Here is a 25,292-nt window from a genome sequence, read left to right as displayed (position 1 = left end):
GCTCAACGCTTGAAGCGCGCGGCTTCTTCGGAACCACCGGTGGCGTTGCCGGCACTGTACGAGTGCGCGCCGACGCCCGCCAGTTCGCCACCCTGGACGATCAGGTACTCGTCGCGGATCGGCCGGTTGTCGAAGTAGCACTCGAGGATTTCACGGGTGCCGGCGGCATAGCGCGCCTGGGCCGACAGGGTGGTGCCGGAGATGTGCGGCGTCATGCCATGGTGCGGCATGTGCCGCCATGGGTGGTCGGCCGGGGCCGGTTGCGGGAACCACACGTCACCGGCGTAGCCGGCCAGCTGGCCGCTTTCCAGGGCGCCGGCGATGGCATTGCGGTCGCACAGCTTGCCGCGCGCGGTGTTGATCAGGTAGGCGCCACGCTTGAAGTACTTCAGCGTGTCGGCGTTGATCATGTGCTCGGTTTCTGGGTGCAGCGGGCAGTTCAGGGTGACCACGTCGCATACCTTGGCCAGGCTTTCCAGGGTGCTGTGGTAGGTCAGGTTGAGCTCGCGCTCGACGCTCTCGGGCAGGCGGTGGCGGTCCATGTAGTGCAGCTTGACGTCGAATGGCTTGAGCAGGCGCAGCACGCGCAGGCCGATGCGGCCGGCGGCCACGGTGCCGACGTTCATGCCTTCGAGGTCGTAGGCGCGGGCCACGCAGTCGGCGATGTTCCAGCCGCCCTTGACCACCCAGTTGTAGGACGGAATGTAGTTGCGCACCAGGCCCAGAATCATCATCACGACGTGCTCGGCCACGCTGTGGCTGTTGCAGTAGGTGACTTCGGCGACGGTGATGCCACGTTCCATGGCCGCCTGCAGGTCGGTGTGGTCCGAGCCGATGCCGGCGGTGACGATCATCTTCAGCTTGGGCGCCTTGGCGATGCGCTCGGCGGTCATGTAGGCCGGCCAGAATGGCTGCGAGATGACGATTTCGGCGTCGTGCAGCTCGCGGTCCAGCACGCTGTCGGCGCCGTCCTTGCTGGAGGTCACCACCAGTTGGTGGCCGTTGCTTTCCAGGTACTTGCGCAGGCCCAGTTCGCCGCCAACGCTGCCCAGCAGCTGGCCGGGCTTGAAGTCGATGGCCTTGGGCGTGGGCAGGCTCTGCCCGTCGGGGTAGCGCTCCAGCACCGGCAGGTCGTCGCGGGCATAGCTTTGCGGGTAACCGGTTACCGGGTCGTCGTAGAGCACACACACAATCTTGGCCATCTTCTTCTCCTTGGATTTGGCGAGCGGCGCAGGGTGGCCGCTGGCGCCGATGGTTCACCAGGAGGGCAAAGGCGGGCCAATCGTTTGATCGGATGGCGCGATAGGCGGTGGTTATCAAACCGGTGTTGCCAGGCGCAAAGATTTCAAATGCTGTGCGGTCCTTGTAGGAGCGGGCTTGCCCGCGAAAGGGCCGGCACTGGCAACACACATCCAGATGAAAAACAAAAGCGCCAAATGGCCCGATGACGCGATCGAGCATGCCATTCACGACATCTGGCGCGAATGGAAATGCCCTGTCGTGATCGAACAGTTCCGAGGCGTTCTCGTGTAATTTCCCACAGCCTCGCGGGGCTTAAATGAAGCCCGAACCGCTCCGGCAATGTGCACTGTGATGCGTGCCAAAGATCAACAACAGCACGCCTGCATCCTGTCGACTTATTGATTTAAAAGGAGATATTTTCGCCTACGCCTGCCCGTCCATCCTTGTGTCAGCAAAAAGAGAACAACATCAATGAACACCGTGGGATCTGATGGCAACCTTGCACAAGGTTTCAAGCCACGTCATGTAACGATGCTGTCCATCGCCGGCATCATCGGCGCAGGACTTTTCGTAGGTTCCGGCCATGCCATCGCGGCCGCCGGGCCCGCCACCATAATTTCTTACTTCGTGGCCGGAACCCTGGTGGTGCTGGTCATGCGCATGCTCGGCGAAATGGCCGTAGCGCACCCGGATACCGGATCGTTCTCCACCTACGCCGACCAGGCCATCGGCCGCTGGGCCGGCTACACCATCGGCTGGTTGTACTGGTGGTTCTGGGTGTTGGTGATCCCCATCGAGGCGCTGGCAGCAGGGCACGTGCTCAACGCCTGGTTCCCCGACATTCCAGGCTGGATCTTCGCCCTGGCCTCGGTGCTGTTGCTGGCCTGCACCAACCTGTTCAGCGTGGCCAAATACGGCGAGTTCGAGTTCTGGTTCGCCATTCTCAAGGTCACGGCGATTCTTGGCTTCATCGGCCTGGGTTTCGCCGCCTTGATGGGCTGGCTGCCCAACCGTGAAGTCAGCGGCTTGAGCGGGCTGATTGCCGAGCACGGCGGCTTTGCGCCGAAGGGCTGGGCGGCGGTGGTCGGTGCCTTCATCACCGTGATGTTCAGTTTCATCGGCACCGAGGCGGTGACCATCGCGGCGTCCGAGTCCAGCGACCCGTCGCGCAACATCGCCAAGGCCACGCGCTCGGTGATCTGGCGCATCAGCACGTTCTACATCCTGTCGATCTTCGTGATCATTTCCGTGGTGCCGTGGAACGACCCGCAGCTGGCGGTGGTGGGTTCCTACCAGCGGGCACTGGAAATCATGAACATCCCCAACGCGGCATTCATGGTCGACCTGGTGGTGCTGGTGGCGGTGACCAGCTGCATGAACTCGTCGATCTACATTGCCTCGCGGATGATGTATTCGCTGGCCAAGCGTGGCGATGCACCGGCCATGCTCAAGGGCACCTCCAAGGTCGGCGTGCCGCGTGCGGCGGTGTTTGGCAGCACCTTGATCGGCGCGGCCATCGCCATCCTCAACTACTTCGCACCCAAGGGCGTGTTCGAGTTCCTGCTGGCCAGCTCCGGCGCCATCGCGCTGCTGGTGTACCTGGTCATCGCCATCTCCCAGCTGCGCATGCGCCGCCGCCTGGAGCGCGAGAACACCGAGTTGAAGTTCCGCATGTGGCTGTTCCCGTACCTGACCTGGGCGGTGATCATCTTCATCGCCGCTGCGCTGGCGGTGATGATGTATACGCCGGAGCACCGCATGGAAGTGAGTTCGACCTTGGGCCTGGCGATCGTGATTTCCTTCCTTGGAATCGTCACCTCGCGGGGCCATGCGCAAGCGGTGGGGGCGCGGTCGATGGGGTGATTGAGTTCACCTTGCAATAAGGCAAAGGGCACCTGTGGATGGGTGCCCTTTGTTTTTTTTTGCCAGCCCACCGGTGTGCGACGCATGGTGACGCAGGCCAGGCGTTGGCGGGCTTCGCCGCGTGTTCTCGATGCTTTCTGGCTTCCTTTCGCGAGCTGGCAAACGGCTTCCATATGGCTTTTTGCAATTATTTTTTACTCCCCTCGAAACTCCTCCGAATGCTGCCGGTCATTGGCTACAGCGCCTTGCTCCCAAGGGCTACAACGATTTTCGCAATTGCGGGTAGGTGTGCTGTGAGGGCGTGGTAAGCGAATGATGGCAAAAAGCTGCTATCGCAAAAAAATGAGTGAATGGTAGAAAATCCCGCCCCCCAGCGATCTCTGGTATCCCCAAAGGGGTAGCAACAGGGTTCGACGCTGTAATGCTGCAAACGCAATGGCCCTGTCTATGGAAGGGCCTATGGATAAGGCCTAGAGCAATGGCCGTCATGGAGGATGTCGTGTAGACCTTTCGCTAGCCCGCCGGCAGCCTCGCCGGCCAAACGCCCCTAAGCCAGGCCCGGCAATGCTCGCCGCGCCGCTTGAATCAGCCTGCTGCGCTGTCTCTACAGCCTTGGTAAGACCCTATACGGGGTGCGGATTAGCATCATTTTTTTGACTGTGCATACATTTTTTAAACTGAGTGCGCGAATGTAAAGCGGCGTTCCTTCGCAGGCCTTCGGCTGCTGTTCGTCGAACCTCGCGAACCCGCGTGATATACGGGTTTGGCTGAGATTTCCTGGTGAATTTGCGTTGCATTGGGCCTTCCCAGTAGGGAGGCAAGTGTTAAGCCGCTGCGTTAAGAAAGGGCAACTTGATCGGTTTTGGAGCGGCTATGGCGTGCAAAAACACGTCGTGGTTTGCACGGAATACTCCAATCTGTCAAAATTTCGCTGTTGCACCTTTCTAAGTTTTGAATGAAAATGCTGCTTCATGGAGCGAGATATGGACGAACTCGAATCAACCACAACGGCATGGGGCAGCGGGGCAGGCGAGGACGTGGATGTTCGCGCGCTGCGGCGTTACAACCGGATGCTGGGTGTGTTGCTGGACATCGGTGAGTGGGCTTGCATCGGTTTACTCCCCTGCGTTGCGGTCGCTGCCATCTGGCTGGTGACGCAAACGAACTTTGAAAATGTCGTGTTCTATGACGGAACCGACTCGATTTGCATCTACGACGGAACGACAGGGGAAATCCGCAATGTCGAGTAAGGAAACCCAACACGGAACCCCAGGTGGCGAGGCACCAGAGGTTCAGCGGGGTACGGATGAACAGCGGTTGCTGGAGCTGGCGCTGGATGAAACGCCCGGTGAAGCTGCTGCCACCGTCAGGGAGGTCAAGCGCCTGCAGCTGGAGTGCCTGGACCTCAAGCGCCGTAACAAGCGGGTGTGGGGGCAGTTGCTCGCCCTGACCTGCGTGTTCGGCCTGACCATCGCTGCCGTGGTGTTCTGGTACCCGAAGTACCGTTGGATTCCGACCACCGACAACCACGCCATCTGTGAAGTGTCCACCGAGAACAACCCGCGTGTGACGCCGGCAACGCTGGCCGACTACGCCAAGGACGCGGTGGTCAACTCGTATTCCTACGACTATGTGAACTATCGGTCCAACCTCAATGCCGCAGGGGCCCGCTGGTACACCGACGAGGGGCGCAAAGCCTTCCTCAAGACCCTGGATGCCTCCGGCAACCTTGAACGCGTTCTCAAGGGGCGGATGATCCTGCGCGCCATGTCCACCCAGGTTGCCCAGGTTGAAGAAGCCGGCGTGCTGGCGAGCGGGCAGAACTACTGGTTGGTACAGGTGCCGATCGCCATCGAGTTCTATGTGGGCGGTGATCAACAGCCTCGCTCGCGCCAGGACTTCCTCGCCGCCGTGACCATCGTTCAGATCCCTGCTTCGGCCACCAACACCAAAGGCATCGCCGTCGATTCTGTTCAGCTGTCGCCGTACACCCCAAGGAAGTGACCATGAAGAAGCATCTGATCGCATTGTCGCTTGCGGGCGCCATCGCTATGCCTGTCTGTGCGAACGAGACGCAAGCCGCTGAGGCTGCCGAGGCCGACCTGGGCCGTGCCAGTGCCCTGCAGGAAAGCGACGCACCTCCGCAGCCGCCGATGAACGGCCTGGGACAACAGGTCTCCAGCGCTGCTCAAGTGGTGTATCCACGCCCGGAGGATGTCATCAGTGACACGGTCCAGGAAGTGCACGACTCGCAACTGACGCCGGGCCAGGTGGAGCTGATCAAGCGGCTCTGGCTCGACCGCGAGAAGCAGAAGGCCACCGCTTACGTGAGCCCGCCAAAGCCTGTGACCCGAACGCTGGCCTTGAACCTGGACCCCGGTGTGGCCCCACCCATCGTGCGCCTGAGCAAAGGGCAGCAGTCGTCGATCGTGTTCTCTGATTATGCCGGCCAGCCGTGGATGATCCAGAACGTGTCGATCAACCGTGAGCTGTTCAGTGACGGGCGTGATGGTGGTGGCCAGAGCGGCAAGGCAGGAAGCGTCGCGCCGACCAACATCCTCACGCTGGACCCAGCCACGGCGGCGGCCTATGGCAACGTCACGGTCACCCTGCGCGGCTTGTCGACGCCGATCATTCTGATTCTGGCTGCCGGGCAGCAAGAGGTCGACATGCGCGTGGATGCCAAGGTGCCTGGGCGCAACCCGGATGCCGCCGCCAGCGTGGCCATGCTGCGCATGCCGTCGATCGACGAGGCGCTGACCTACTTCCTCGATGGCGTGCCACCCAAGGAAGCCAACCGCCTGAAAGTGACCGGGCTCGACGGTGTGGAAGCCTGGAGTTATGGCCCGAACATGTATGTGAAAGCCAAGGCAGACGCGCAGTACCCGGCCTACACCAACGCTGCGCGCAGCACCACCGGCGTTGCGGTGTATCGCTACGCCGGCCTGCAGAACAGCGTCACGTTCACCACGGGCGGGCAAGCCGTGACTGTCTTCATCGAGCAAGGGAACCTGCAATGAGTGATAACAACCTGCCGCCAAGCGACGCTGGCTTCGATGAAGATGACGAACACCTGGTGGCCGAGCGCGACGGGCGCACGGGCGAGAAGGCGAAGAAAGGGCGCAAGTCCGATGAGATGCAGCGCAACCTGCATGCCGTGTTCGGCACCGGCGTCGGCAAGATTTCGTTGATCGCTGCCGGGCTGGCGGTGGTTGCCCTGGGCGCGCTGGCGTTCAATGGCATGAACAACAAGGATGCGCCCACGGCCAAGGCGGCCAAGGTGGATGTGCCGCGTGCGCCGCAGCCAGAAGTGTCGGTCGACCCGATTTCCGCTGCCGAGGCCGAGCGCCGCAACCAGCGCAGTGCCCTGGAAGCCGAGCAGGCTGCCCAGCGCGGCATGTCGTACCAGCCTGGTTTCGACCCGAACATCGTACAGGGCACCGGCCGGGATTATGCCCAGGGCCAGAACGCTCAGTTCAATGTGCCAGGCCAACCGTACGGCGGTGCGAACCCGCAGCAGCCGCCGATCTATATCGGCGCGGGGCAGGCGCCGCGCGATACCGCGCCGGTCGCTCAGGCGGGTGCGAACGCTGCCCAGTCGCAGGATCAGGAGCGCAAGCGCCTGGAAGACGAGCTGAAAAAGGCCGAGCAACAGCGCGACCTTTACGTCAAGGAGCTGCGGGCTGAAACCCTCAAGTCGATCAAGCAGCTGATGGGTGAGTCCGAGAGCGCGAAAGGGTTCGCTGAGAAGAGCAGTTTCAGCACCGTCAGCTACTACACCAGCGAACGCACAGGCAGCGCGAGTGAGGGTGTAGCCGTGCGTGCCGGCAAGGAGAAGAAAGACGCCAATGCCATCGAGGCGGTGGGTGACACTGACCGGGACTTGCTCATCAAGACCGGCACCATCATGTACGCCACGCTCGATGCGGAGGTCAACACCGATGACGGTGGCGATGTCCTTGCAACCATTCGAGGTGGCAAGTGGAACGGTTCCAAGCTGATCGGCAAGGTCGAGCAGGCCCCGGACAACATCCGGGTGAAGTTCACCATTCTTGCGCCGCCCGTGAACGACCCGCGTCCGACCATGCGCATCAGTGCCGTGGCGCTGCGCGAGGACGACGCCAAGCAAGGTATCGCCGAAACCAAGGACCACCACACCATGGCGCGCTATTTCGCGCTGGGCGCTGCCTCGCTGCTGTCCGGTTACGGCCGGGCGTACCAGCAGACGTCGGGCACCACCATCATCAGCCCGAGTGGCGTAGTGGCGCAGACCACGACCGAGCCTTCGACCAAGCAGGTCATCGGTTCGTCGGTGGGCGAAATGGGCAGTGCGATCGCCTCGGAAGTGCGTCGCGGCTTCAACCGCCCAGCCACTTATGCAACGCCTGCGAACAAGGGCTTTGGCCTGTTCTTCCTGCAAGACGTTCACGATCAATCTCGATAAGGAGTTCGACATGAAGAACTGGTCGTTCGGAAAACTCATCGGCGTCTTTGCCGGTAGCTTCGTGGCGCTCATCCTGATCGCCGTGGTTGTGATCAAGGCGGGCTCGTCGCCATCGGCAAGTGCCCGGCGCGTGGCGCAAACCCAGGCTCAAACGGTGCAGCAACCGCGCATGGATGTGCTGAGCCTGGAGCTGGCCAAGTCCCGGGAGCAGACCCAAGCCGCCCTGCAAGCCCAGGAGAACAGCGAGAAACAATTGAAGATCGTGCGCCAGGAGTCGCAGCAAAATACCCAGCTGCTGCTCAACCAGATCAAGGCCATGGACACCACCCTGGCTGGGCTTGAGAAGCGCATGCAGCATTACGAGCAGAGCCGTCAGCATGTGGAAATCGTCAAGCCGCCGCGCAAGTCGCACCTGGTGGCGCCGGCGCAAGGCGTGGCCAGCCGTGCTCACTCCATCCCGCAATCCAGCGGCTACAAAGTGCAGGCGGTGGTCGGCCACCGGGCCTGGGTGAAAAACGGTGACAGCGAAGACAGCATCAAGGCCGGCGACAAGTTGCCACCGGTGCAACGTGAATTGAAAGTGGTGGCGATCGACCGTGACAGCGGCATCGTCGTTACTTCACCCGCTCGTTAAACAGGAACGTTGTCATGGCAACCGGATTTGCCGACCTGGTCGATGTCCTGGTCAATATCGGGAAAGTAATCCCCACCGCAATCATGATGTGCCAGGGTATCGCCGCGTTGATCGGCCTTTACCTGACCGGCGCTGCCTTGATCGAAATCTGGGGGGTCACCCACGATAACGCATTGAAATACGTTGCCGGGCGACAGCGCTTTTCTGTCGGCTCCGCCTGCGTGCAACTTGTGATTGGCGCCATCTTGCTGGCCATTGGCACGCTCGAGTGGATGGGCATCATGTCGCGCACCTTGACGGGTGATTATGCCAACTCGCGCATGCTGTCTTATTCCGCGAGCGGCACCACCCTGCAAGAGCAGGCGCAACTGGCAACACTGGCCCTGTTGGGCATCATGCAAGTAGTTGGCTTCATCGCCATGGTGAAAGGCTGGCTGACGATCAACGGTTATTACAACAACCAGTCTCAAGCCGGCTTGGGTACCGCCAGCGGATGGATCATCGGCGGGATCTTGGCGTGGAACTTCAAATGGTTCAGCGATGTACTCAACAACACAATCGGATTCAATCTGGTTGGTCTTTTCACGCCGTGGTCGTAACGGCTTTTCAAACAATGAAACCCAAGGAGCGTCACTCATGAAAGCACTCAAAACCCTGAAAGCTGCTTACGATTCGGCCAAAGTCCGCGCCATTACCGCTGCCGTCACTGCCCTGGCGGCACCCTCGGCGTTCGCCATCGACAAGACCGACCTGACCCAGGACACCTCGGGCGGCAAGACCGCTGACGACGTCATGACCAACATCGACAACACTGCCCAGGGCGGCGCCACGCTGCTGATCTCGCTGGTATCGGTCGGTGGTTTCGTTGTGGTCGCGATCTCGCTGTACACCCTGTGGAAAGCGTCCAAGGACGAGCGCGAGAAGCCGATGTCGGCCATCGTCGGCCTGTTCATCGGTGGCCTGATGGCTGGCGTGGGTACCGTGATGTGGATCATGCGCAACACCGTGGTCAACTAAGGCGCCGCGCCCTAGATCGCATGGCGGGGCCGCATGCCCCGCATTCACAGGACAGTTTCGGGAATATCGGACGTGAGCGAAACAAACTCTCCTCAGGGCAGGCCTGTGGCAGTGCCCACCATGGCGAGTGGCTATACCAGCCGAACGGCCAATCAGCCGCAGTTCGGTGTGCGTCGGCCACTGTGGCGCTCTGACGATGACCAACGCAAGCTGTCCAGTGAGGCCTACAGCAAACTGCGCACGTCGGTGTGGCAGCGCGACAACTACACCTGCCGCTTCTGTGGTTTCAAGTCGGCCAAGTACCAGGAACTTCATGCGTTGGATGGCAATGCCGACAACTGCACCAAGGAGAACCTGATCACGGCCTGCAACCTGTGCCGCCAGGTGCATCACCTGGGCGCCTGCGCCATGAACGACACCGGCTTTTTCGTTGCGGTGCAGGAATTGACGCAAACCGAGATCAACCATATCGCCCGTTGCATCTACGTGTGCGAACGGCTGGAGGATGTGGCCGCCAACGAGAAACTGACCAGCCTGTTGGCCGCGTTCAAGTTCCGTGGCAACGACACGCTCAAGGAAGTGTTCGGCGGTGAGGTCATCACCGTTTTGGGCGTGGCGGAAACCCTGGCCAGCAAGACACTGGTCAGCGATGAAGAGTATGAGCGACGTGCCGAGTGGTTGGCGCCGTTGCGGCTGTTCCCCACCAAGCAAGCGTTCAAGGATGGGCAACTTGAATATTACGCGGCGAACAACCGCGCGCTGTTCCTGCCCGAAAACTGGTCCGCACTGGCCAGCCAGCTACTCAAGAATTTCGATTAATGCATTCGCCTGCAGCGCTGATCAGCCTCGCCGTTGGGAACGTTTTCAAGGGAGAACAAGGACATGTTTAACAAACTCGAAGCGGTGATCCTGACGGTTCTGAGCCAGCTCAAGGCCGACGTGCAGGATTACTGCGACCTTGAAACGGTCGACGGCGGGCAATGCATCGTCGCCAACGACGGTTCGCTGGCCTCCATCGTGCGCTTCAACGGGACCAAGAGCGTGCTCGGCCGCGAGCAGTTCGAGCGCCTGGTGAGCCTGCTGGAAGCCTCGCTGTCGGTGTACTTCAAGGTACGCGGCCATCACCTGCAGATTGTGTTCAGCCGCGACCTCGATGCCACCGCGCCGCTGGAGCAAAATGCCCTGCAGCAGGCGGCCACGGCCGAGCGGCTGAACCTGAACGTGCGCCACCTGATCAACGAGGGTGTCAGCAAGTACGCCCAGTATGTGTACGACGAAGAATGCTACCTGGTGTTCTGGTCGCGTCCGGCGCTGCTCGACCAGACCGAGCGGGCCATGGCGCGTGAGGCCCTCAACGAGTTCAGGAAAGCGTCGCAGTGGCCTGCGACGGCGCAAGCGCAAAACCTGCTGCGGCCGATTTCCTACCTCAAGGACCGCCACCTTTCCTTCGTCACCAAGATCTCCGAAGACCTGGCCTCGCCCGAATTCGGCTGCTCGGCCGATGTGCTGGATGTCAGCGAAGCGATCCGCGCCATCCGTGCCAAGGTGAACCCCGATATTACCCCGCGCACCTGGAAGCCCTACATTCCCGGCACTGCGATTCCCATGCGCTGGAAAACCAACAAGCGCAAGGACGACAAGTCCGAGTTCATGTACCCCACGCTGCCCAGCCAGATCATGGTCACGGCTGGCGAAATCGGCAGCGGCCAGCGGACCGGGCTGCTGCCGGACCCAACCAGCGTGCGGGTGGGCGCACGTGTGTATGCGCCCTTGCTGATGACGATTCCACCGGCCGAGCCGCAATACTTCAATACCCTGTTCAACAGCCTGAACCGTGCTGAAACCCAGGAAAACGGAGTGTCGCGGGCCTTGCCCTATTCGGTGTCGATCATGCTGTCGTCCGATGGCATGAGCGTGCTGGCCTGGAAGAGCCTGTTCGCCCAGTTGCTGTCGGTGACCTCCGAGCAGAACCGCAACATCAACCTTGCCACCAAGGAGCTGCGCGAGCGGGTGCGCGATGGTGAGTGCATGGTCAAGCTGCAGATCGCCGCGATGACCTGGGCCAGCCCGGATGAGAAGGGCGTGAAGGAGCTGGCGCTGCGCAAGTCGAAGCTCTGGCGTACCCTGGAAGCCTGGGGCCAGCCCGTGTTCATCGAGCGTACCGGCAACCCGATGCAGGCCTTCCAGTCCAACTGCCTGGCCTTGACCACCAAGCACCTGGGCGACCCTGCCGCGGCCCCCTTGGGCGATGCAGTGGCCATGTTGCCGCTGACCCGGCCGGCTTCGCCATTCCAGGAAGGTTCGACCATCTACCGAAGCCTGGACGGCAAGATTCTCAAGTACCAGCGCTTTTCTTCGCAGCAGACGACCTGGATCACCCTGATCGCCGGCAAGCCGGGTTCGGGCAAGTCGGTGCTGATGAACAACAACCATTTCGAGTCCTGCCTGATGCCTGGCCTGACCGGCTTGCCGTACATCGGCATCACCGACATCGGGATTTCCTCGTCCGGCTTCTGCGACCTGGTGCGCGACAACCTGCCACCAAGGCTTCATCACCTGGTGGTGTACAAACGTTTGCAGAACGCCCGCAAAGACTGCATCAACCCACTGGACACCCCGTTGGGCCAACGCTACCCGCTGCCCAAGGACCGCGAGTTCAACAAGAACTTCTTGACCATCCTGGTGACCCCGCCTGAGCGCGATAAGCCCTACGAGGGGATGAGCAACTTCGTTGGCCGCATGGTCGACCTGGCCTACCGGCGCAAGGATGACAAGATCGAGCGGGCCAGCCCGGAAACCTACAAGCCAGGCCACAACGATGTGGTGGACACTGCCGTGGCGCAGCTGGGCTACCGCATCCTGCCGGCGACCACCTATTGGGAACTGGTCGACGCGATGTTCGACGCTGGCATGGTGTATGAGGCTGAAGTGACCCAGCGCTATGCGGTGCCGACCCTCAACGACCTGGTGGCGGTGGCCTCCACCGAAGAGGTGCGCGCTGAGTATGAAGGTTCCGGCGAGGTCGGGCGTAGCCTGGTGGATGCGTTCATCCTGGGTATTCGCGAGGCTGTCGGCGACTTCCCGGTGTTCTCCGACCACACCCGCTTCGACGTAGGCAGTGCCCGCATCGTGGCCCTCGACCTGCAGGACGTGGCGTTGCAAGGCTCGGCATCGGCCAAGAAGCAGACGGCCCTGATGTACATGATCGCCCGTCAGTGCTTCATGAAGAAGGTTGCCTTCTCCAAGGAAGACTTCCCGTTCTTCACCGAGAAGTACCTGCCGTTCTACGAGCGCCTGGTGGCGGACCTGGTGGATGAATACAAGGTCATGTGCATGGACGAATTCCACAAGACCGGTGGCCATGTGGGCTTGCAGGAGCAGATGCAGACCGATGGCCGCGAGGCGCGCAAGTGGAACATGGAGATCATTCTGGCCTCCCAGTTGATGGAAGACTTCGGCCAGCTGACCAAGATCGCCACGGCCACCTTCATTCTGGATTCGGGCACCAAGGAAACCCGCGACTGGCTGCGGCAGAACATCGGCCTGTCCGACACCGAAGAACACGCGCTGGTCAACTTCGTGCACGGTGCGAACAAGCACGGTTGTACCTTCCTGGCGCGCTTCGAAACCAAGAACGCCACCTACAGCCAGCTGTTCACCATGTCGGCAGGGCCCATGCGCCTGTGGGCACTGACCACCACCGCCGAAGACCGCAAGCTGCGCACCATGCTCTACGAGCACATGCCACGCCCCGAGGCCCTGGCCCTGCTGGCCCGCCGCTTCCCCTCCGGTGGCTGCAAGGACATGGTCGAGCGGCTCAAGCGCGAAACGTTCAAGGACGTCGAGTTCGTCGATGACGACATGGAACAGTCGGTGATTGCGCGAATCGCCAAGGACCTGGTTGCTGACTACATCAGCGCCAGTGCATTCGAAGACGTAGTGTGAGGAAGTGACCGATGGCTCAGTACAAGGGCGCATCCCGTCAGCATGAAATCAGCAGCACCCGGCGACGCAAGGACACCCGCCTGGCCGGGCAGCGCTTCAGTGATTTCTTCCAGTCTGCCGACGGCGCGGTATTTGGCATCTTCGCCTTGCCGGTGCTGGCGCTGATCACGATCAAGGTGCCTTTTTCCGGTGAGCTGCTGTTGCTGCTGGCCTGGGCGTTCAAGCGTAAGTTCGTCGACGTGGATAACCGCACATTCGATTTCCCTTACCGGGTGCCGAAGCTGGCGGATGTCAACGACGGTTCGTACAAGGGCAAGAAGAAAGGCGAGGGCGTTACCCTTTTCGGCAATGACCTGGAAACCAAGGAGCAGATCTACGCCGGTGACAGCGACCTGCGGACCCACCAACTGGTGCTGGGCACCACCGGTTCCGGCAAGCCGCAACCCAAGCACGCCAAGGTGCTCACGCCCAAAGGCTGGGTGCAGATGGGCCAGGTTCAGGTCGGCGACAGCGTGTGCACGCCCGATGGCAAGCATGCGGCGGTGCTGCGGGTGATCGACCAGGGTGTGCAGCCGATCTGGACCGTGGCGACCCGCGACGGACGCAGGGCCCAGGCCACCGGTGACCACCTGTGGCGGGTGCTGACCCGTGACGAGGATGGCGCCGAACAGGCCCATACCGTGACCACCGATGCCATCCGCGAACTGCTGGCGCGTGGCGTCGTGGTGATGCTGCCCAAGGTGCGCAAGAAACGTGGCTCTGCCAAGTTCAATGGCTGGGCGCAAGTGTGGAAGGTGAGTGCTGCCGGCCAGGCGCCTTGCCAGTGCATTGAAATCGATCACCCGCATCACCTGTACATCACCGACGACAGCCTGGTGACCCACAACACCGAGCTGTTGCTTGGCATCGTGTTCAACGCCCTGGTGCAGAACACCGGCTTCATCTATGTCGACGGCAAGGGCGACCCCAAGCTGCAGAAGGAAATTTTCCGCCTGTCCCGTTACCTGGGGCGCGAAGATGACTTGCTGATCATCAACTTCATCACCTCCGGCCGCGACTTCGTCGAGAAGCAGGTCGACAAGGTCACCAACAACATGAACATGATGGGGAACACCTCGTCGGGCATGTTGATCGAGCTGATCGTGTCGCTGATGGACGATTCCGGCGGTGGCGGCGACATGTGGAAGGGCCGCGCGATCATGTTCGTCGCTGCCTTGACGCGGCCGCTGACGTACCTGCGGGACAAGGGCTACATCAACCTGTCCCCTGAAAAGTACCTGGAATACTTCGAGCTGAACGTCATCGAGGAACTGGTGTGGGAGCACGGCGGCAAGTACGGCGAGATGTTCGATGTCATCGTCGCCCCGCTGCGCTCGTACCTGCTGACCTTGCCGGGCTACCAGAAGGCCAAGTTCAAGAAGCAGGAAACCAAGACCCTGGAACAGCACGGCTACATCGTCATGCAGCTGGGGCGGATCTTCAACGACCTGACATTCAACTACGGGCATATCTTCAAGACCCGTGTGGGCGATGTGGACTTCTACGACGTGGTGATCAACCGCCGCCTGCTGGTGGTGCTGTTGCCGGCACTGGAACGTGCCCCCGACAGCATGCGCATGCTCGGCAAGATGATCGTCGGCAGCATCAAGCAGATGATGGCGGGCTGCCTGGGCAACCGGGTCGAAGGGGTGGTGCGGGAGATCATCGACAGCCGGCCGACGGGGTCGAAGTTCCCGTTCTATACCATCCTCGACGAATACGGCTACTACGCGGTGGTTGGCTTCGCGGTGGCGCCGGCGCAGGCGCGGAGCCTGGGCTTCAGCGTCACCTTCGCGGCTCAGGATTTCTCCTCGTTGAAGAAATCCAGTGCCGAAGAGGCCGATGCCACCTGGGAAAACACCAACATTCGCGCCGTCGGCCGCCTGACCTCAGGCACTGAGTCCGAAACCTGGCGGCGCGTGCAGGGTGCGGCGGCCGAATCGTCGCAGGCCATGCTGGGCAATTTCGAGCGTACCGCAGGCAATGAGAAGTTGCGCCAGTCCGACAACATCGCTATCGAACAGCGCAGCCGGCTGAACTACGACGATGTGGCGATGCAGGAGAATGGCGAGTTCACCTTCCTGATCGGCAAGAAATCGCAGAATGGCAAAACCGGTGGCGTGGCGCTGATTCGCGGCCTTGGCTTCTACACCGCAGGCCCTGCGCCGAAGGAAATGCGCATCAACGACTTCATTCCGGTGGAGCCGCCGGAGCCTTCGGACCTGCCGCAGAACCGGCAGTCGCGCCATGCGTTCGTCGACAGCCTGAAAGACGGCTCGTTCGCCAAGCGTGTGCGGGCTGTGGTGAAAGGCGATCCGACCTTCGCACGCATGCACAGCGCGTTCGAACACAACTATGCCAACCCCGACCGGCCGCTGCTGGGGCGCATGGACACCTCGTTCGCCGTGCTTGGCGCTTACCTCTCGGGCGGCTTGAAGAAGCCCGCCCCCGCAGCGCCAGCGGCTGAAAAGCCGGTGCCCCAGGCCAGCGCGGCGCAGCCGGTTGCAGCGGCGCCGCAGGTCGATCCAGCAAGCCCCGCCGCGATCGAAGCGAGCTTGCTGGCGGTAGCCGACCTGTTGGGCGAGATGGCCGCTGCGCCGGTGATGGCGGCGGTCGAGGCTGTCGATGAGCAGGCCATGGACGATGAATGGGCGCGTGAGCTGGCGATGGAGCTGCCACAGCAGATGCTCGCCATGGAGCTGGTGGCCCGCGGCGAAGGGTTCGCATCGCTGCCCGACAAGTGGGCGGCCCAGGAGCGGATCAAGGAAACCTGCGATGCCATTGCGCAGCAAACCGCCTACCGCGTTTCGCCCGAGCCGCCGCCGCAGGACGTGGCCGTCATGCGCGAGCGCCTGGATGACCTGAAGGCCCAGTGCCGGGCATTGATGAAGGATCAGCCCAATGGCTAGCCGGCAAGCGCCAGGACCGGTGGTTCACCGAGGCTCGAACTAATGTCATAAATTGACGACGATATATATCTGACAGATAATCAAAATATATGATTTTTGCATGCTAGGGTGAAAGGATGGGGTTGTTCAGCTCAGGGAAGAAAGCCGCGAAGTTCGCGTTCATCACCATGCCCATGGCGGCATTGGGCTTGAACCAGCTGCGCATGGGCAACCAGCACATCAAGGCGCTGTGGCGCTCGAACTTCAACCCAGCCTGCCCGGAGTGCGAGCGGGGCATCCTGCTCAGGGGCGAGGACGACTATCAGTCGTTCGAGCAGAGTGCCGGTGGCAAGGTCCGCGAGCTTCACAGCTGGACCTGCAACAACTGCGACTTCGCCTTGCTCGAAGAAGACGACCTGAAGAAGGTCCGCGACCATGCCACGCACTACCGCAACGAGCGGGTCAAGGCGCAGCTGACCACCATCGAGCGGCAGGAGGTGGACCGCATCGCGCGCAACCACCAGCTGCACTCCCGGGCGTTCTTCATTGCCAGCCTGATCGCCGTCATCGGCTTCGTCTACCTGCTGGCCACCGGTGCCGGGGTCATGATCGCCTTGAACTGGCTGTCGATCGCGTTCGCCCTGTGGGTGTTCGGCATGAAGAAGTCCTATCGCAGCTGGCAGGTGAAAACCGGGCAGTTGTTCGTCCAGGGCGCGTTCTGGTTCTGGTTTCAACATCAGAAGTGGATCATCTGAACATGGCCCGCCACGGCTTCTACCGGCTGCTGCTGTCGCTCGCGCTGGGTGCCGCGCAGGTGCAGGCCGATGACTTCTATGCGGTGCGCCCGGCAGACATCGACTGCGTGGTTCAGGCTGCCCAGCGCCAAGGTGTACCGGCCAATGTGCTGCTGGCCATTTCCAGCAAGGAAAGCGGCAAGAACGGCCAGAGCGTGTCGAACGACAACGGCACGTTCGACCTTGGCCACTTCCAGATCAACACCACCCACTGGGGCCCCAAGGGCGTGTTCGCCGCGTACCCGGCCATTACCAAGTCCGATGTCGCCTGGCGCGGTTGCTACAACGCCGAGCTGGCGGCCTGGCTGCTACGGAAAAAGCTGGAAGAGAACAACGGGCAGGATTTCTGGACCCGCGCGGCCAACTATCACTCCCGCACCCGCAAGTTCAATGACGCCTACAAGAAAGGCCTGATTCCGCTTGCGGTGAAATGGGGCAAGTACCTTGAACGACAGCGTCACGCCGGGCTGGTGGTGAGCTACCAGTAGACAGGCCGCCGCAACATGGCCGATGCCGCCGGGCCTGGCGAGGTTTCCCGGCCAAACAGATTGACAACTTCAGGAGTTTTTAGATGAAAGGAATGCTCATGGGTGCGCGCCGCTACCAGGCTGGGAGCGTGCTGTTGGCACTGCTGGCGCTTGGGGGCTGCGCCAGCACCGCCAAGCCGACCACCGAAGATACCGAGGCGTTTGCCAGCCGGATCATCGCCGACAAGGTGTCGGTAGCGGTCAACTCCCAGCACAACTATGTTTCCCGGCTCAACGCCGACCGCGTGCAGGCCGCTTCCCGGCAAGCGGCGGTAGATACCGACCAGGTCGACATCGATTTCATCGGCAAGCCGCAGGAACTGCTGCAGACCTTCGCCAGCCGCTATGGCTACGCCTATGTCGAAAGCGGAAAACCTGTGGACCTCAAGCCCATCAACGTGTGGGTACGCAAGGCCACACCGATCAATGTGCTCAAGGACGTGGGCGTGCAGATCGATACCGGTGCCGACGTGGTACTCGACAAGAGCACCAACACCCTGCGCCTGATCTACAAGCCCGTGCCATTGGCATTGGGGAGGAGCTGAACATGGCGATGGACATGCCGCCGATGAGCCTGCAGGACGCCGAGCGCCTGTACGACAAGCCAGCCTACGTTCGGCAGCAGGATGACACTGGCGATGCCAAGTCGGCAGTCGAGGCCATGCGTGACGAGAAGAACCAGGCCTCGGCCGCACGCGGCGAGGCCATTCTGGACGCAGCGCTGCAGGTGGGGGTGAAAGCGGGCTTGGCCTGGCAGCTCACCAACATCAACAACGCCCTGAAGTTGCGTGAACGCGAGTTCGATACGGTCTACGATTTCGGCACCCTGATGATCCAGGACCGGGTAGTGCCGCCGGTGATCACCGAGGCGCGCCACCTGTACAACCAGGACGGCGACTACACGCTGCGGCTTTCCGGGGCCGCCTACAAGATCGAATCGCAGGCACGCTTTTCCTCCGTGCCGCCGAGCTGGCGCGATTACCTGAACTTCCCGCTGCCCAGTTACGACCGTACCTCGCTGGTGTCGGCGCTGGTGCCGCGCTCCAGCGAAGAAGAGCGAGTCTGGAAGCTGGCCGTGCGCGAAGGCTGGAAACAGGGTATCGAGCAGGCCAACCTGATGCTGGCCTACGGCTTCGACCGGATGAACCGCGATATCGACGGCATGCGCCGCTTCAGCGAGTTCGCCCGCCATGGCCAGGTCACCCTGCCGATCATCTCGGGTGCGGCGATCCCGGTAACCAAAGAAGGCCGCTCGATGGCGGTGGATGAAACCTTGCTGCGTATCACCACGCTGCCGGCATTCAACGACAACATGAGCGCGTGGCGCAGCTCGATCGCCACGTCGACCACGGCTGATCCAGTTCGCCGTAGCGCGCCCGTACGCTCGGCTAACCCCGCCAGCGCGGCCAGCCCGGCAGCGGCCAAGGCGTTCGCTGCGCCCGCTGGCAGCCAGCTGAGCGCGCCGCCTGCAGGCGCTGAAGGCAAGCGGCAATGAAACAGGATTTTCACGACGACGTGATGATGCTGGAGCCAGGCGCCTTGATCGAGCGCCTGGAGCGGCTGACCAGCTATGAAGACCCGTTTCGCTTTGATCGCGCTGACCAGTTCAAGGCGATGATGCTGGAAACGTTGTCCCACGGCGTCAGTGACATCTTCATCCAGCCGGCCTTGCCGGTGGTGGTGAAAAAGTACGGGCGGCTGTATGCGGTCACCCGGCGGGCGCTGGATGTCGGCGAGGTCAACGAGCTGTTGAAGATGGCGGCCAATCGCGACACCGCCACCACCGATATCGTTTCCGGCACGGCGGTCAACGAGCGCTATGAGCTGTTCGACCCGCAGCGCAAGGATGCCCGCGGCGCGCGCCTGCGCTATGCCTACCGGGTCAACGCCTCGCCCATTGCCTGCCATGGCGACACCTCTTGCCAGATCGTCATCCGGGCCATCCCCGATGACCCGCCGCGCATCCAGGATGTGGGCCTGAGCGAGGACATCGTGCGAATGGCCACGCCGCGCGATGGCATCGTCTATGTGGCCGGGGCCACCGGCCACGGCAAGACCACCACCTTCGCCGCCATCAACCGGTTCATCCTGGAGAACGAGACGCCGATCAAGGGCAACCTGATCAGCCACGAAGAGCCGATCGAGTTCACCTACGACAAGATCCAGAGCAAGCATTCGATCTTCGTGCAGTCGCAGATCCCCACGCACTTCAAGGATTTCTACCGCGCCAACCGCGAGGCCATGCGCCGGGCACCCGGCCTGTGCGTGATCGGCGAGCTGCGCGACCAGGAAACCATTCGCGCCGCGGTGGAGCTGTCGCTGACCGGGCACCCGGTGTTCGGCACGGTCCACGCCAAGGATGTGGCGGCGATCATGCGCCGGATGATTTCCCGTTTCCCCGAACAGGAGCGGGCCACCGCCATCTATGACCTGGTCGATACCAGCCGATTCATGATGGCGCAGAAGCTGGTACCCACCGTCGATGGCAAGCGCACTGCGGCGCGTTCGTGGCTGCGTTTCACCGAACAGGTGCGCGATACCTTGATGGACCTGACCGACATGGGCCGGGTCACCCAGCGCGTCGCCGAGTTCGTGCGTGATGAAGGGCATACCTTCGCCGCCGAAGCGGACCGCTTGCTGGCAGCGGGTTTGATCAACGAAGCCACGGCCCGCGATTTGCGTCATGGCTGAACGGGCCAGGCAATGGCAAGTGCAATGAATTCTGGGAGAGGTTATGGCAACTGGACGGTATCACTGGAGCAGAAGCGCTCCGCCGGCGCGTTTCTTCGTGATCAATGCAAGTGCCGCCTTGCCTTGGTTGATGTTGTTGCTGGTGCCAGCATTCTGGAAATTCCTGCTGCCGCTGGCGCTGGTCATGACCGTTGGCCTGGTGTACATCGAAGTGGTGAAGAAGATGACCGTGCGTGCGGTTTGCCGCCAGGCCGGGGTGTTTCTGGTGGGGCGTGTACGCACCACCCACAACATTCTCAAAGAGCTGATCAGGTAACAGGCAGGGTGAGCATGACCAGCAAGCGCGTTGTGGTGGCCAGAGGAGGCAAAGAATGAAACATCAAGGAGGCGGGCAGAAGAGCTTCACCTGGGATGACCCCGCCATTTTGCTGGGCATCATGGTCGTGCTCTACCTGGCAGGGTGGGGGGCCTGGTACTTCGCCCACGACAAGATTTCCACCGCCTACACCTATATCCGCTATGTGGAACTGTGGGTGCCGAGCGTGCTCGGCGGCCTGGCGGAGATTCCGGGTCTTTCGTCGATCAGCGAGTGGGTGGGGCGCATGTGCGCACCCGACGGTATCGTCGGTGCCTGCCAGCGTGATTTTTCGAGCGTGGCGTGGGGGGAGATCACCTCATCGTCCCTGTTCATCAACGGCTTCCTGCTGGTGCTGATGGTGGTGTTCGCCGTGCGCATGTTCATGCGCGTGAACAAGACCCACCCCAAGCTCAAGTTCACCAAGACCCACGACATCAAGAGTTTCGTGCAAGAGAACAAGGCCCAGTACCCGCACCTGCGGATGTTCGCAGCGCTCGACCTGATCGCCCAGCCGCTGGATCACCCGGTGTTTGGCATGTCGCAGACTTCACGCCAGTTCGTCTACCGGCACCTGCTGATCAGCGGCTGGCAAGCGCAATCGGACCGCAGCTGGGCACCGACCCTGGACCGCGAGAAAGCCACCGAAGTATTGCGGCGCCAGCTGGGCCAGCACTGGACCCGGGTTGGCAACCTTTCTCCTGCCGAAACCCTGCTGGTGGCGATCGCCCTGCCACGGGTAGTGGCCACGGATACCGCGCTCGATGACAGCGCCTTCAAGGCGGCGATGGCCGACAGCGACTTCATGATTGCCTGGTGCTGGGACCAGTTCAAAGCACCGGCGGGGCGCGAAGGCAAGGGCGAGGCATCAGAGCCTTATGCCTGGCTCACGCCTGAGTTGGCGCTGGACGTGCCGCGGGCAATCATCCAGAAGTACATCAAGCACCCCAATGCCAGCGCCATCCTGCACGCCCATGCGTTCGTCAGGACCATTATCTTCGCCATGTTCTTCCAGGCACGGCGCCTGGGGGTGTTGCCACCGGCTGAAATGCGCTGGCTGCGGTTCTTCGACCGGGACATGTGGTATGCGCTGCAGACGATCGGCCGCCAGGCGGGGTTCCCGGAGGCGCCGGGCATCCTGTCGCACTTCCTGTATGAGTGCAAAGCGGGGGTTTCACTGGCCGAGCCGCAGCTGGACAAGGCCGTCAATGGCCTTGAGTTGGCCATGGGCGTGTACAAATACTCCGATGCCGACCGCAAGCGCTATGAGGCGCTGGAGCAGGAACAGCATGCGGCGGCCTTGGTGGCAGCACGTGCCGAATCGGCGCAGTGAATTAGCGAGCGCGAGCACAGCGAGTGGCATGAGGGTCGTCTGAAAAGATGGCCCTTTTTTGTTTTTTTAGTGCCTTTGTTTGCTTTTTTGTTAGAATACGATCGTATTGGATTCTTAATATGGATATCGAATCATGAGTGGTGTGATTGCAAGACCTGTCGCCATGCTGGCGGCGCTTGCGGCGGGCATTTCAGTTGCCCATGCCGCCCCGACGCAGACGACGGACCTTTCTTCCTTCATCACCGCTCAGGCTGCTGCGCCAGGAAATCCTGCGCAGCAGGAGCTCGATGACCTGACTGCGCAGCGGGTATCGCGCTACGGCCGTATCGTCAGTGCCCAGCCTGTGGGCCTGGGTGGCCTGACCGCCTGGACCGTGGAGAAGAATGGCCACCAGGTGGTGTTGTTCAGCACCCCGGACTCGGCGGTGCTGTTCACCGGTGTCGCCTGGAATGCCGCGACCGGTGCCAACATCTCCGATGCCTTCCTGCCGGGTGTGGCCAAGGCCGTTACCCCGCCGCCGCCAGCTGCCGCAGTGCCTTCTGCCCCGGCCGCTGCGCTGATGTCCCCGCTGGAAACCGCGAACGTGCGGCAGGCGGCGGCCATGGACGGCAACTTCAAAGGCGCCATTCCGGAGTCGATGAAAACGGTCGACTCGTTGGCAGGCATCAAGGAAGGCAAGGGCAGCATTGGCGATACTGTCTACATCATCATCGACCCGCGCTGCCCGTTCTGCCGGGAGGCGTACAACTTAACAAGGGCATACGCGGCAAAGGGCCACTCCATCAAATGGATTCCGTCCGCCGCGTTGGGCAACCCGGAAGACGGCGTGCCGCTGGCCGCCACGATTCTGCAGGCCAAGGACCAGAAGACCTTGGCGCGGGTGCTGGGCAAGCATGAGCAGATCCGCTCCGAGCCCTCGGCCCAAACCGTCGAGCAGCTGAGCACCAACCTGGCATTCCTGTTCGCCGCGTTCGAAAACAACGGCAAGGAACAAGCGGGTGTCCCGGCAGCCTTTTTCATCGATCACCGTACAGGGAAGCCAAGGATGATGACCGGCCTTTCGCAGGCGGTCGTGCTTGAAGACATCTTTGGGAAACTTTAAGGAGCAACGTCTATGAAAGCCAAAGCGGCGAACTTCGCGTTCGACCCCAGCCTTCGCATTTTCGGCTCGGGTGAACACCTGTTGGTGGTGTTCGACAGCCAGAGCCCCAATGACATGCAGCGGGCCGCGCGTACCGTGCGTATTCCCAAGGCATTCGAGCAGCTCTGGCTGGACGTGAGCGGTTTCGACTCGGCCGAAGACGAAGGCCACCAGCGCTCGCTTCGCGGTCGCGTCAGCCTGGTAACCCAGGACGATGCTGGCCTTCAGGTCAGCCATGAGCTTGCGACGTTGCAGTTGGTGTTCCACGCCGAGGCCGACCGCAAAGGTACGCTGACCCACATCGACCCGGCGCAGGTCGCCTACACGGTGCGCCAGGCGCTGTCGGAGTGCCTGGGTGAAGCACTCAATGAATGCTTTCAGCGCGGTGAGGTGCAAGCGGCGGGCGTGTTGCCGGAACCTGTGCACGCCGTGCCGTTTACCGCCTCGCAGTACCCAGGCGCTGCGGCCCAGCCGTCGCGCAAGGCGCTGCGTGAGCAGGCTGCCAATGATGCCGAGCGCCAGGCCAGGGCGCGCAAGCGCAAGACAGTCATGGCCTGGGTGCTGCCACCGGTGCTGGTGATCGCTGCCCTGGCGACGATTTCGCATCTTGCTTCCCTGCAGTCCCCGATTGAAAATGCTGTCGCGCAACAGATGGCCAATGACCCTGAGTCGATCAAGGCACAGGTGGAACTGACCAAGCAGACGCTGCAATCCATGGGGCTCGACCCTGGTCAAGGCGGAGACCTTGGGTGTCTGGCGCCGCAATGATGGGTGCGGCTTACATCTTCGCGGCCATGCAGTTGCCGATGGAGGCTCTTTTCCAGGATTGGAACTGAGAGCAGGCGGGGCTCACAAGGCCCTTGGCTGCTGTCCTGCTTGATGGGGCGTTACGCCCTTTCGAGCACTTGAAGACTATTTTGGATTGGAGAACCTTAGGTATCTATATGCGACCAGCGAATGAAGTTAAAGATGGGGCTAAATTGTTGTCGCTTGCCCAAGGCCTGAGGTCGCTGCTGGTCCCCTCGCCGGATGTTCTGGCAGACACCGTCAAAGAGTTGCACCCGCTGGTCAACTTGTCCGACAAGGTGCTGCCACTGAAGTCGTATTTCAACATGGTCCAGGATATTCAGCGGGCCAAGCACACCCAGGCTGCCCTGCGCGCCGCCGGCGAGCCGATGAGCCGCGAGGTGATTCAGCAAGGGGTGTCGCGCAAGTTGTGCACTGAAGACATTTTCATGGTGGCCTGTTCGTTCCTGGAAGTGGAAATCGCCAAGCAGGGGTCGGTGTACTACCTGAGCGGTGAATCGCCTGATTTCAAGGAAACCAAGAAGAACCGAAACCCGCTTGACCTGTCTGATGAGGTCGTACTGAAGAACCTGTCCAGCGGGCTGGCCCGGCCGGACACTGATCGCGGGGCCGTGGAGCGAGGGCAAATCGACAGTGGTTTCAACCACTTGGTGAAGTTGAATCAATTGCATAACCTGATGGTCGAATCCGTGCGCCTGATGAAGGCGGATGAGCGGCTGACCAAGGTCGATATTCGCAAGAAGTTCAGCATTTCGCACACCGATTACGAGCGCATGATGTCGATGGCGCGCCGTTCGGGGCTTATATCCTTCCGCAACCGCAAGAAGGACCCGTCGAACTCCTACACCCTGCGCAATGACAACCATGAGCGGGTGTCGGAACATGCCAAGAACTTTGGCCATACGCCGCAGAAGATGCTGAACAAGATTCTGGATGACTTCTTCGGAATGCTGGACAAGCGCAAAAAACACGAGGGTTGATGGAGATGGGTATTCAGGGCCATAAGGATGGCGGGCCGGCAATCAGTGCAGAAGATAGGGGGCGTGTGGCGCGAGCTGCCAAGCAGGTAGTGGCCTACACCAACTTTCTTCGCTGGGCTGCGAACTTCAAGCGGGATGAAGTGCTGAATCACCCCAATCATGAACGTGTGATGCTGCTCTCACCGATGCAAAGTGGCCGTTTCAGCTTTGCGGTCGATGACGCTACCCTTTATGTAGGGGTTCAGCCATTCGAGGCGGCCTGGGTTGCGTTCATGCCGTTCCAGGCCGCCTACATTTCCGATCGCCTCTACCTCTCGGTCGAGGCGGTCAGCCTGATGGATGCTCGCATTCCTGCCTTGTCCCTCGGGATTTTCGTCGATGAAAGCAGCAAGCGTGCGCTCATGGCATCGGCCCGCGAGGTCCGGTTCGTGCAGGTAATCGTGCGCGATGGGTATGTCGTTGAGGTGGGCGAACCGATTGGCGAGCCTGTCGAAATACGCCAAGGCGATGTCGTGCAGCAATTGAAGGAACGCCAGCAGGCGAGAATCAAGCAGCAAGACATGGGTCGCTTCTTCTGATCGCACTCAAGCCG

The 25,292-nt window shown here is 61.5% G+C and carries 23 protein-coding genes; 22 read left to right on the top strand and 1 reads right to left on the bottom strand.

Annotated features, from left to right (window positions below):
* Window positions 1–2 precede the first annotated feature (2 nt).
* Entirely contained in the window at window positions 3–1,202 is a 1,200-nt protein-coding gene (locus F3J44_RS15090; RefSeq protein ID WP_167070194.1) for an NAD-dependent formate dehydrogenase, read from the bottom strand.
* Between the two features lie 511 nt (window positions 1,203–1,713).
* On the opposite strand from F3J44_RS15090, the gene gabP reads away from it, so the two are divergent.
* From gabP to F3J44_RS14980, 22 genes are all read left to right on the top strand, one after another.
* Complete coding sequence (gene gabP, locus F3J44_RS15085; protein WP_167070196.1) at window positions 1,714–3,105, top strand: GABA permease; 1,392 nt, start codon at window positions 1,714–1,716, stop codon at window positions 3,103–3,105.
* A 983-nt stretch (window positions 3,106–4,088) separates the two neighbouring features.
* Complete coding sequence (locus F3J44_RS15080; RefSeq protein WP_167273776.1) at window positions 4,089–4,355, top strand: hypothetical protein; 267 nt, start codon at window positions 4,089–4,091, stop codon at window positions 4,353–4,355.
* Window positions 4,345–5,109 carry a DotI/IcmL family type IV secretion protein gene (locus tag F3J44_RS15075; RefSeq protein WP_167273773.1) on the top strand — a complete coding sequence of 255 codons (765 nt, stop codon included), beginning with the start codon at window positions 4,345–4,347 and terminating at the stop codon, window positions 5,107–5,109. Before F3J44_RS15080 ends, F3J44_RS15075 begins: the two co-directional genes overlap by 11 nt.
* Window positions 5,110–5,111: 2 nt before the next feature.
* Entirely contained in the window at window positions 5,112–6,125 is a 1,014-nt protein-coding gene (locus F3J44_RS15070) for a DotH/IcmK family type IV secretion protein (RefSeq protein ID WP_167273771.1), read from the top strand.
* Window positions 6,122–7,549 carry a DotG/IcmE/VirB10 family protein gene (locus tag F3J44_RS15065; protein ID WP_167273769.1) on the top strand — a complete coding sequence of 476 codons (1,428 nt, stop codon included), beginning with the start codon at window positions 6,122–6,124 and terminating at the stop codon, window positions 7,547–7,549. Before F3J44_RS15070 ends, F3J44_RS15065 begins: the two co-directional genes overlap by 4 nt.
* 10 nt (window positions 7,550–7,559) lie before the next feature.
* Window positions 7,560–8,183, top strand: a complete 624-nt coding sequence (locus F3J44_RS15060; RefSeq protein WP_167273768.1) for a type IV secretion protein DotF — start codon at window positions 7,560–7,562, stop codon at window positions 8,181–8,183.
* A gap of 14 nt (window positions 8,184–8,197) precedes the next feature.
* The gene (locus F3J44_RS15055; protein WP_167273766.1) at window positions 8,198–8,782 is read left to right on the top strand and encodes a type IV secretion protein DotIE; all 585 of its coding nucleotides are present in this window, start codon (window positions 8,198–8,200) and stop codon (window positions 8,780–8,782) included.
* 37 nt (window positions 8,783–8,819) lie between these two features.
* Complete coding sequence (locus F3J44_RS15050) at window positions 8,820–9,200, top strand: hypothetical protein (protein ID WP_167273764.1); 381 nt, start codon at window positions 8,820–8,822, stop codon at window positions 9,198–9,200.
* Between the two features lie 111 nt (window positions 9,201–9,311).
* Window positions 9,312–10,019 (top strand): HNH endonuclease, encoded by a 708-nt coding sequence (locus F3J44_RS15045; protein ID WP_205299909.1) that lies wholly within the window; start codon window positions 9,312–9,314, stop codon window positions 10,017–10,019.
* Window positions 10,020–10,082: 63 nt separating this feature from the next.
* The gene (locus F3J44_RS15040; RefSeq protein ID WP_167273761.1) at window positions 10,083–13,145 is read left to right on the top strand and encodes a type IV secretion protein DotO; all 3,063 of its coding nucleotides are present in this window, start codon (window positions 10,083–10,085) and stop codon (window positions 13,143–13,145) included.
* 11 nt (window positions 13,146–13,156) lie between these two features.
* Window positions 13,157–16,093: a type IV secretion protein DotL gene (locus F3J44_RS15035; RefSeq protein ID WP_167273760.1), complete on the top strand. Its 2,937-nt coding sequence runs from the start codon at window positions 13,157–13,159 to the stop codon at window positions 16,091–16,093.
* A 116-nt stretch (window positions 16,094–16,209) separates the two neighbouring features.
* Window positions 16,210–16,827, top strand: a complete 618-nt coding sequence (locus F3J44_RS15030; RefSeq protein WP_167273757.1) for a hypothetical protein — start codon at window positions 16,210–16,212, stop codon at window positions 16,825–16,827.
* Window positions 16,828–16,829: 2 nt separating this feature from the next.
* The gene (locus F3J44_RS15025; RefSeq protein WP_167273754.1) at window positions 16,830–17,354 is read left to right on the top strand and encodes a transglycosylase SLT domain-containing protein; all 525 of its coding nucleotides are present in this window, start codon (window positions 16,830–16,832) and stop codon (window positions 17,352–17,354) included.
* An 83-nt stretch (window positions 17,355–17,437) separates the two neighbouring features.
* The gene (locus F3J44_RS15020; protein WP_205299908.1) at window positions 17,438–17,938 is read left to right on the top strand and encodes a DotD/TraH family lipoprotein; all 501 of its coding nucleotides are present in this window, start codon (window positions 17,438–17,440) and stop codon (window positions 17,936–17,938) included.
* A gap of 2 nt (window positions 17,939–17,940) precedes the next feature.
* Window positions 17,941–18,888, top strand: a complete 948-nt coding sequence (locus F3J44_RS15015; protein ID WP_240158386.1) for a type IV secretory system conjugative DNA transfer family protein — start codon at window positions 17,941–17,943, stop codon at window positions 18,886–18,888.
* Window positions 18,885–20,084 carry an ATPase, T2SS/T4P/T4SS family gene (locus F3J44_RS15010; protein WP_167273750.1) on the top strand — a complete coding sequence of 400 codons (1,200 nt, stop codon included), beginning with the start codon at window positions 18,885–18,887 and terminating at the stop codon, window positions 20,082–20,084. Before F3J44_RS15015 ends, F3J44_RS15010 begins: the two co-directional genes overlap by 4 nt.
* A 97-nt stretch (window positions 20,085–20,181) precedes the next feature.
* Window positions 20,182–20,400: a hypothetical protein gene (locus tag F3J44_RS15005; protein WP_167273748.1), complete on the top strand. Its 219-nt coding sequence runs from the start codon at window positions 20,182–20,184 to the stop codon at window positions 20,398–20,400.
* A 55-nt stretch (window positions 20,401–20,455) separates the two neighbouring features.
* The gene (locus tag F3J44_RS15000) at window positions 20,456–21,772 is read left to right on the top strand and encodes a type IV secretion protein (RefSeq protein ID WP_167273745.1); all 1,317 of its coding nucleotides are present in this window, start codon (window positions 20,456–20,458) and stop codon (window positions 21,770–21,772) included.
* 133 nt (window positions 21,773–21,905) lie between these two features.
* Window positions 21,906–22,874 (top strand): hypothetical protein, encoded by a 969-nt coding sequence (locus F3J44_RS14995; RefSeq protein ID WP_167273742.1) that lies wholly within the window; start codon window positions 21,906–21,908, stop codon window positions 22,872–22,874.
* A gap of 12 nt (window positions 22,875–22,886) precedes the next feature.
* On the top strand, window positions 22,887–23,681 hold the full coding sequence (locus F3J44_RS14990) for a hypothetical protein (protein WP_167273740.1): 795 nt from the start codon (window positions 22,887–22,889) through the stop codon (window positions 23,679–23,681).
* A gap of 92 nt (window positions 23,682–23,773) precedes the next feature.
* Window positions 23,774–24,700 carry a hypothetical protein gene (locus F3J44_RS14985; RefSeq protein WP_205299907.1) on the top strand — a complete coding sequence of 309 codons (927 nt, stop codon included), beginning with the start codon at window positions 23,774–23,776 and terminating at the stop codon, window positions 24,698–24,700.
* On the top strand, window positions 24,700–25,278 hold the full coding sequence (locus tag F3J44_RS14980; RefSeq protein WP_205299906.1) for a hypothetical protein: 579 nt from the start codon (window positions 24,700–24,702) through the stop codon (window positions 25,276–25,278). Before F3J44_RS14985 ends, F3J44_RS14980 begins: the two co-directional genes overlap by 1 nt.
* Window positions 25,279–25,292: the final 14 nt, after the last annotated feature.

This window comes from Pantoea sp. Tr-811, from assembly GCF_011752535.1.
In the GTDB taxonomy this organism is placed as follows: domain Bacteria; phylum Pseudomonadota; class Gammaproteobacteria; order Pseudomonadales; family Pseudomonadaceae; genus Aquipseudomonas.
Note: the sequence above shows the minus strand (reverse complement) of the source record. Positions and strands in the feature narration are given on the sequence as shown.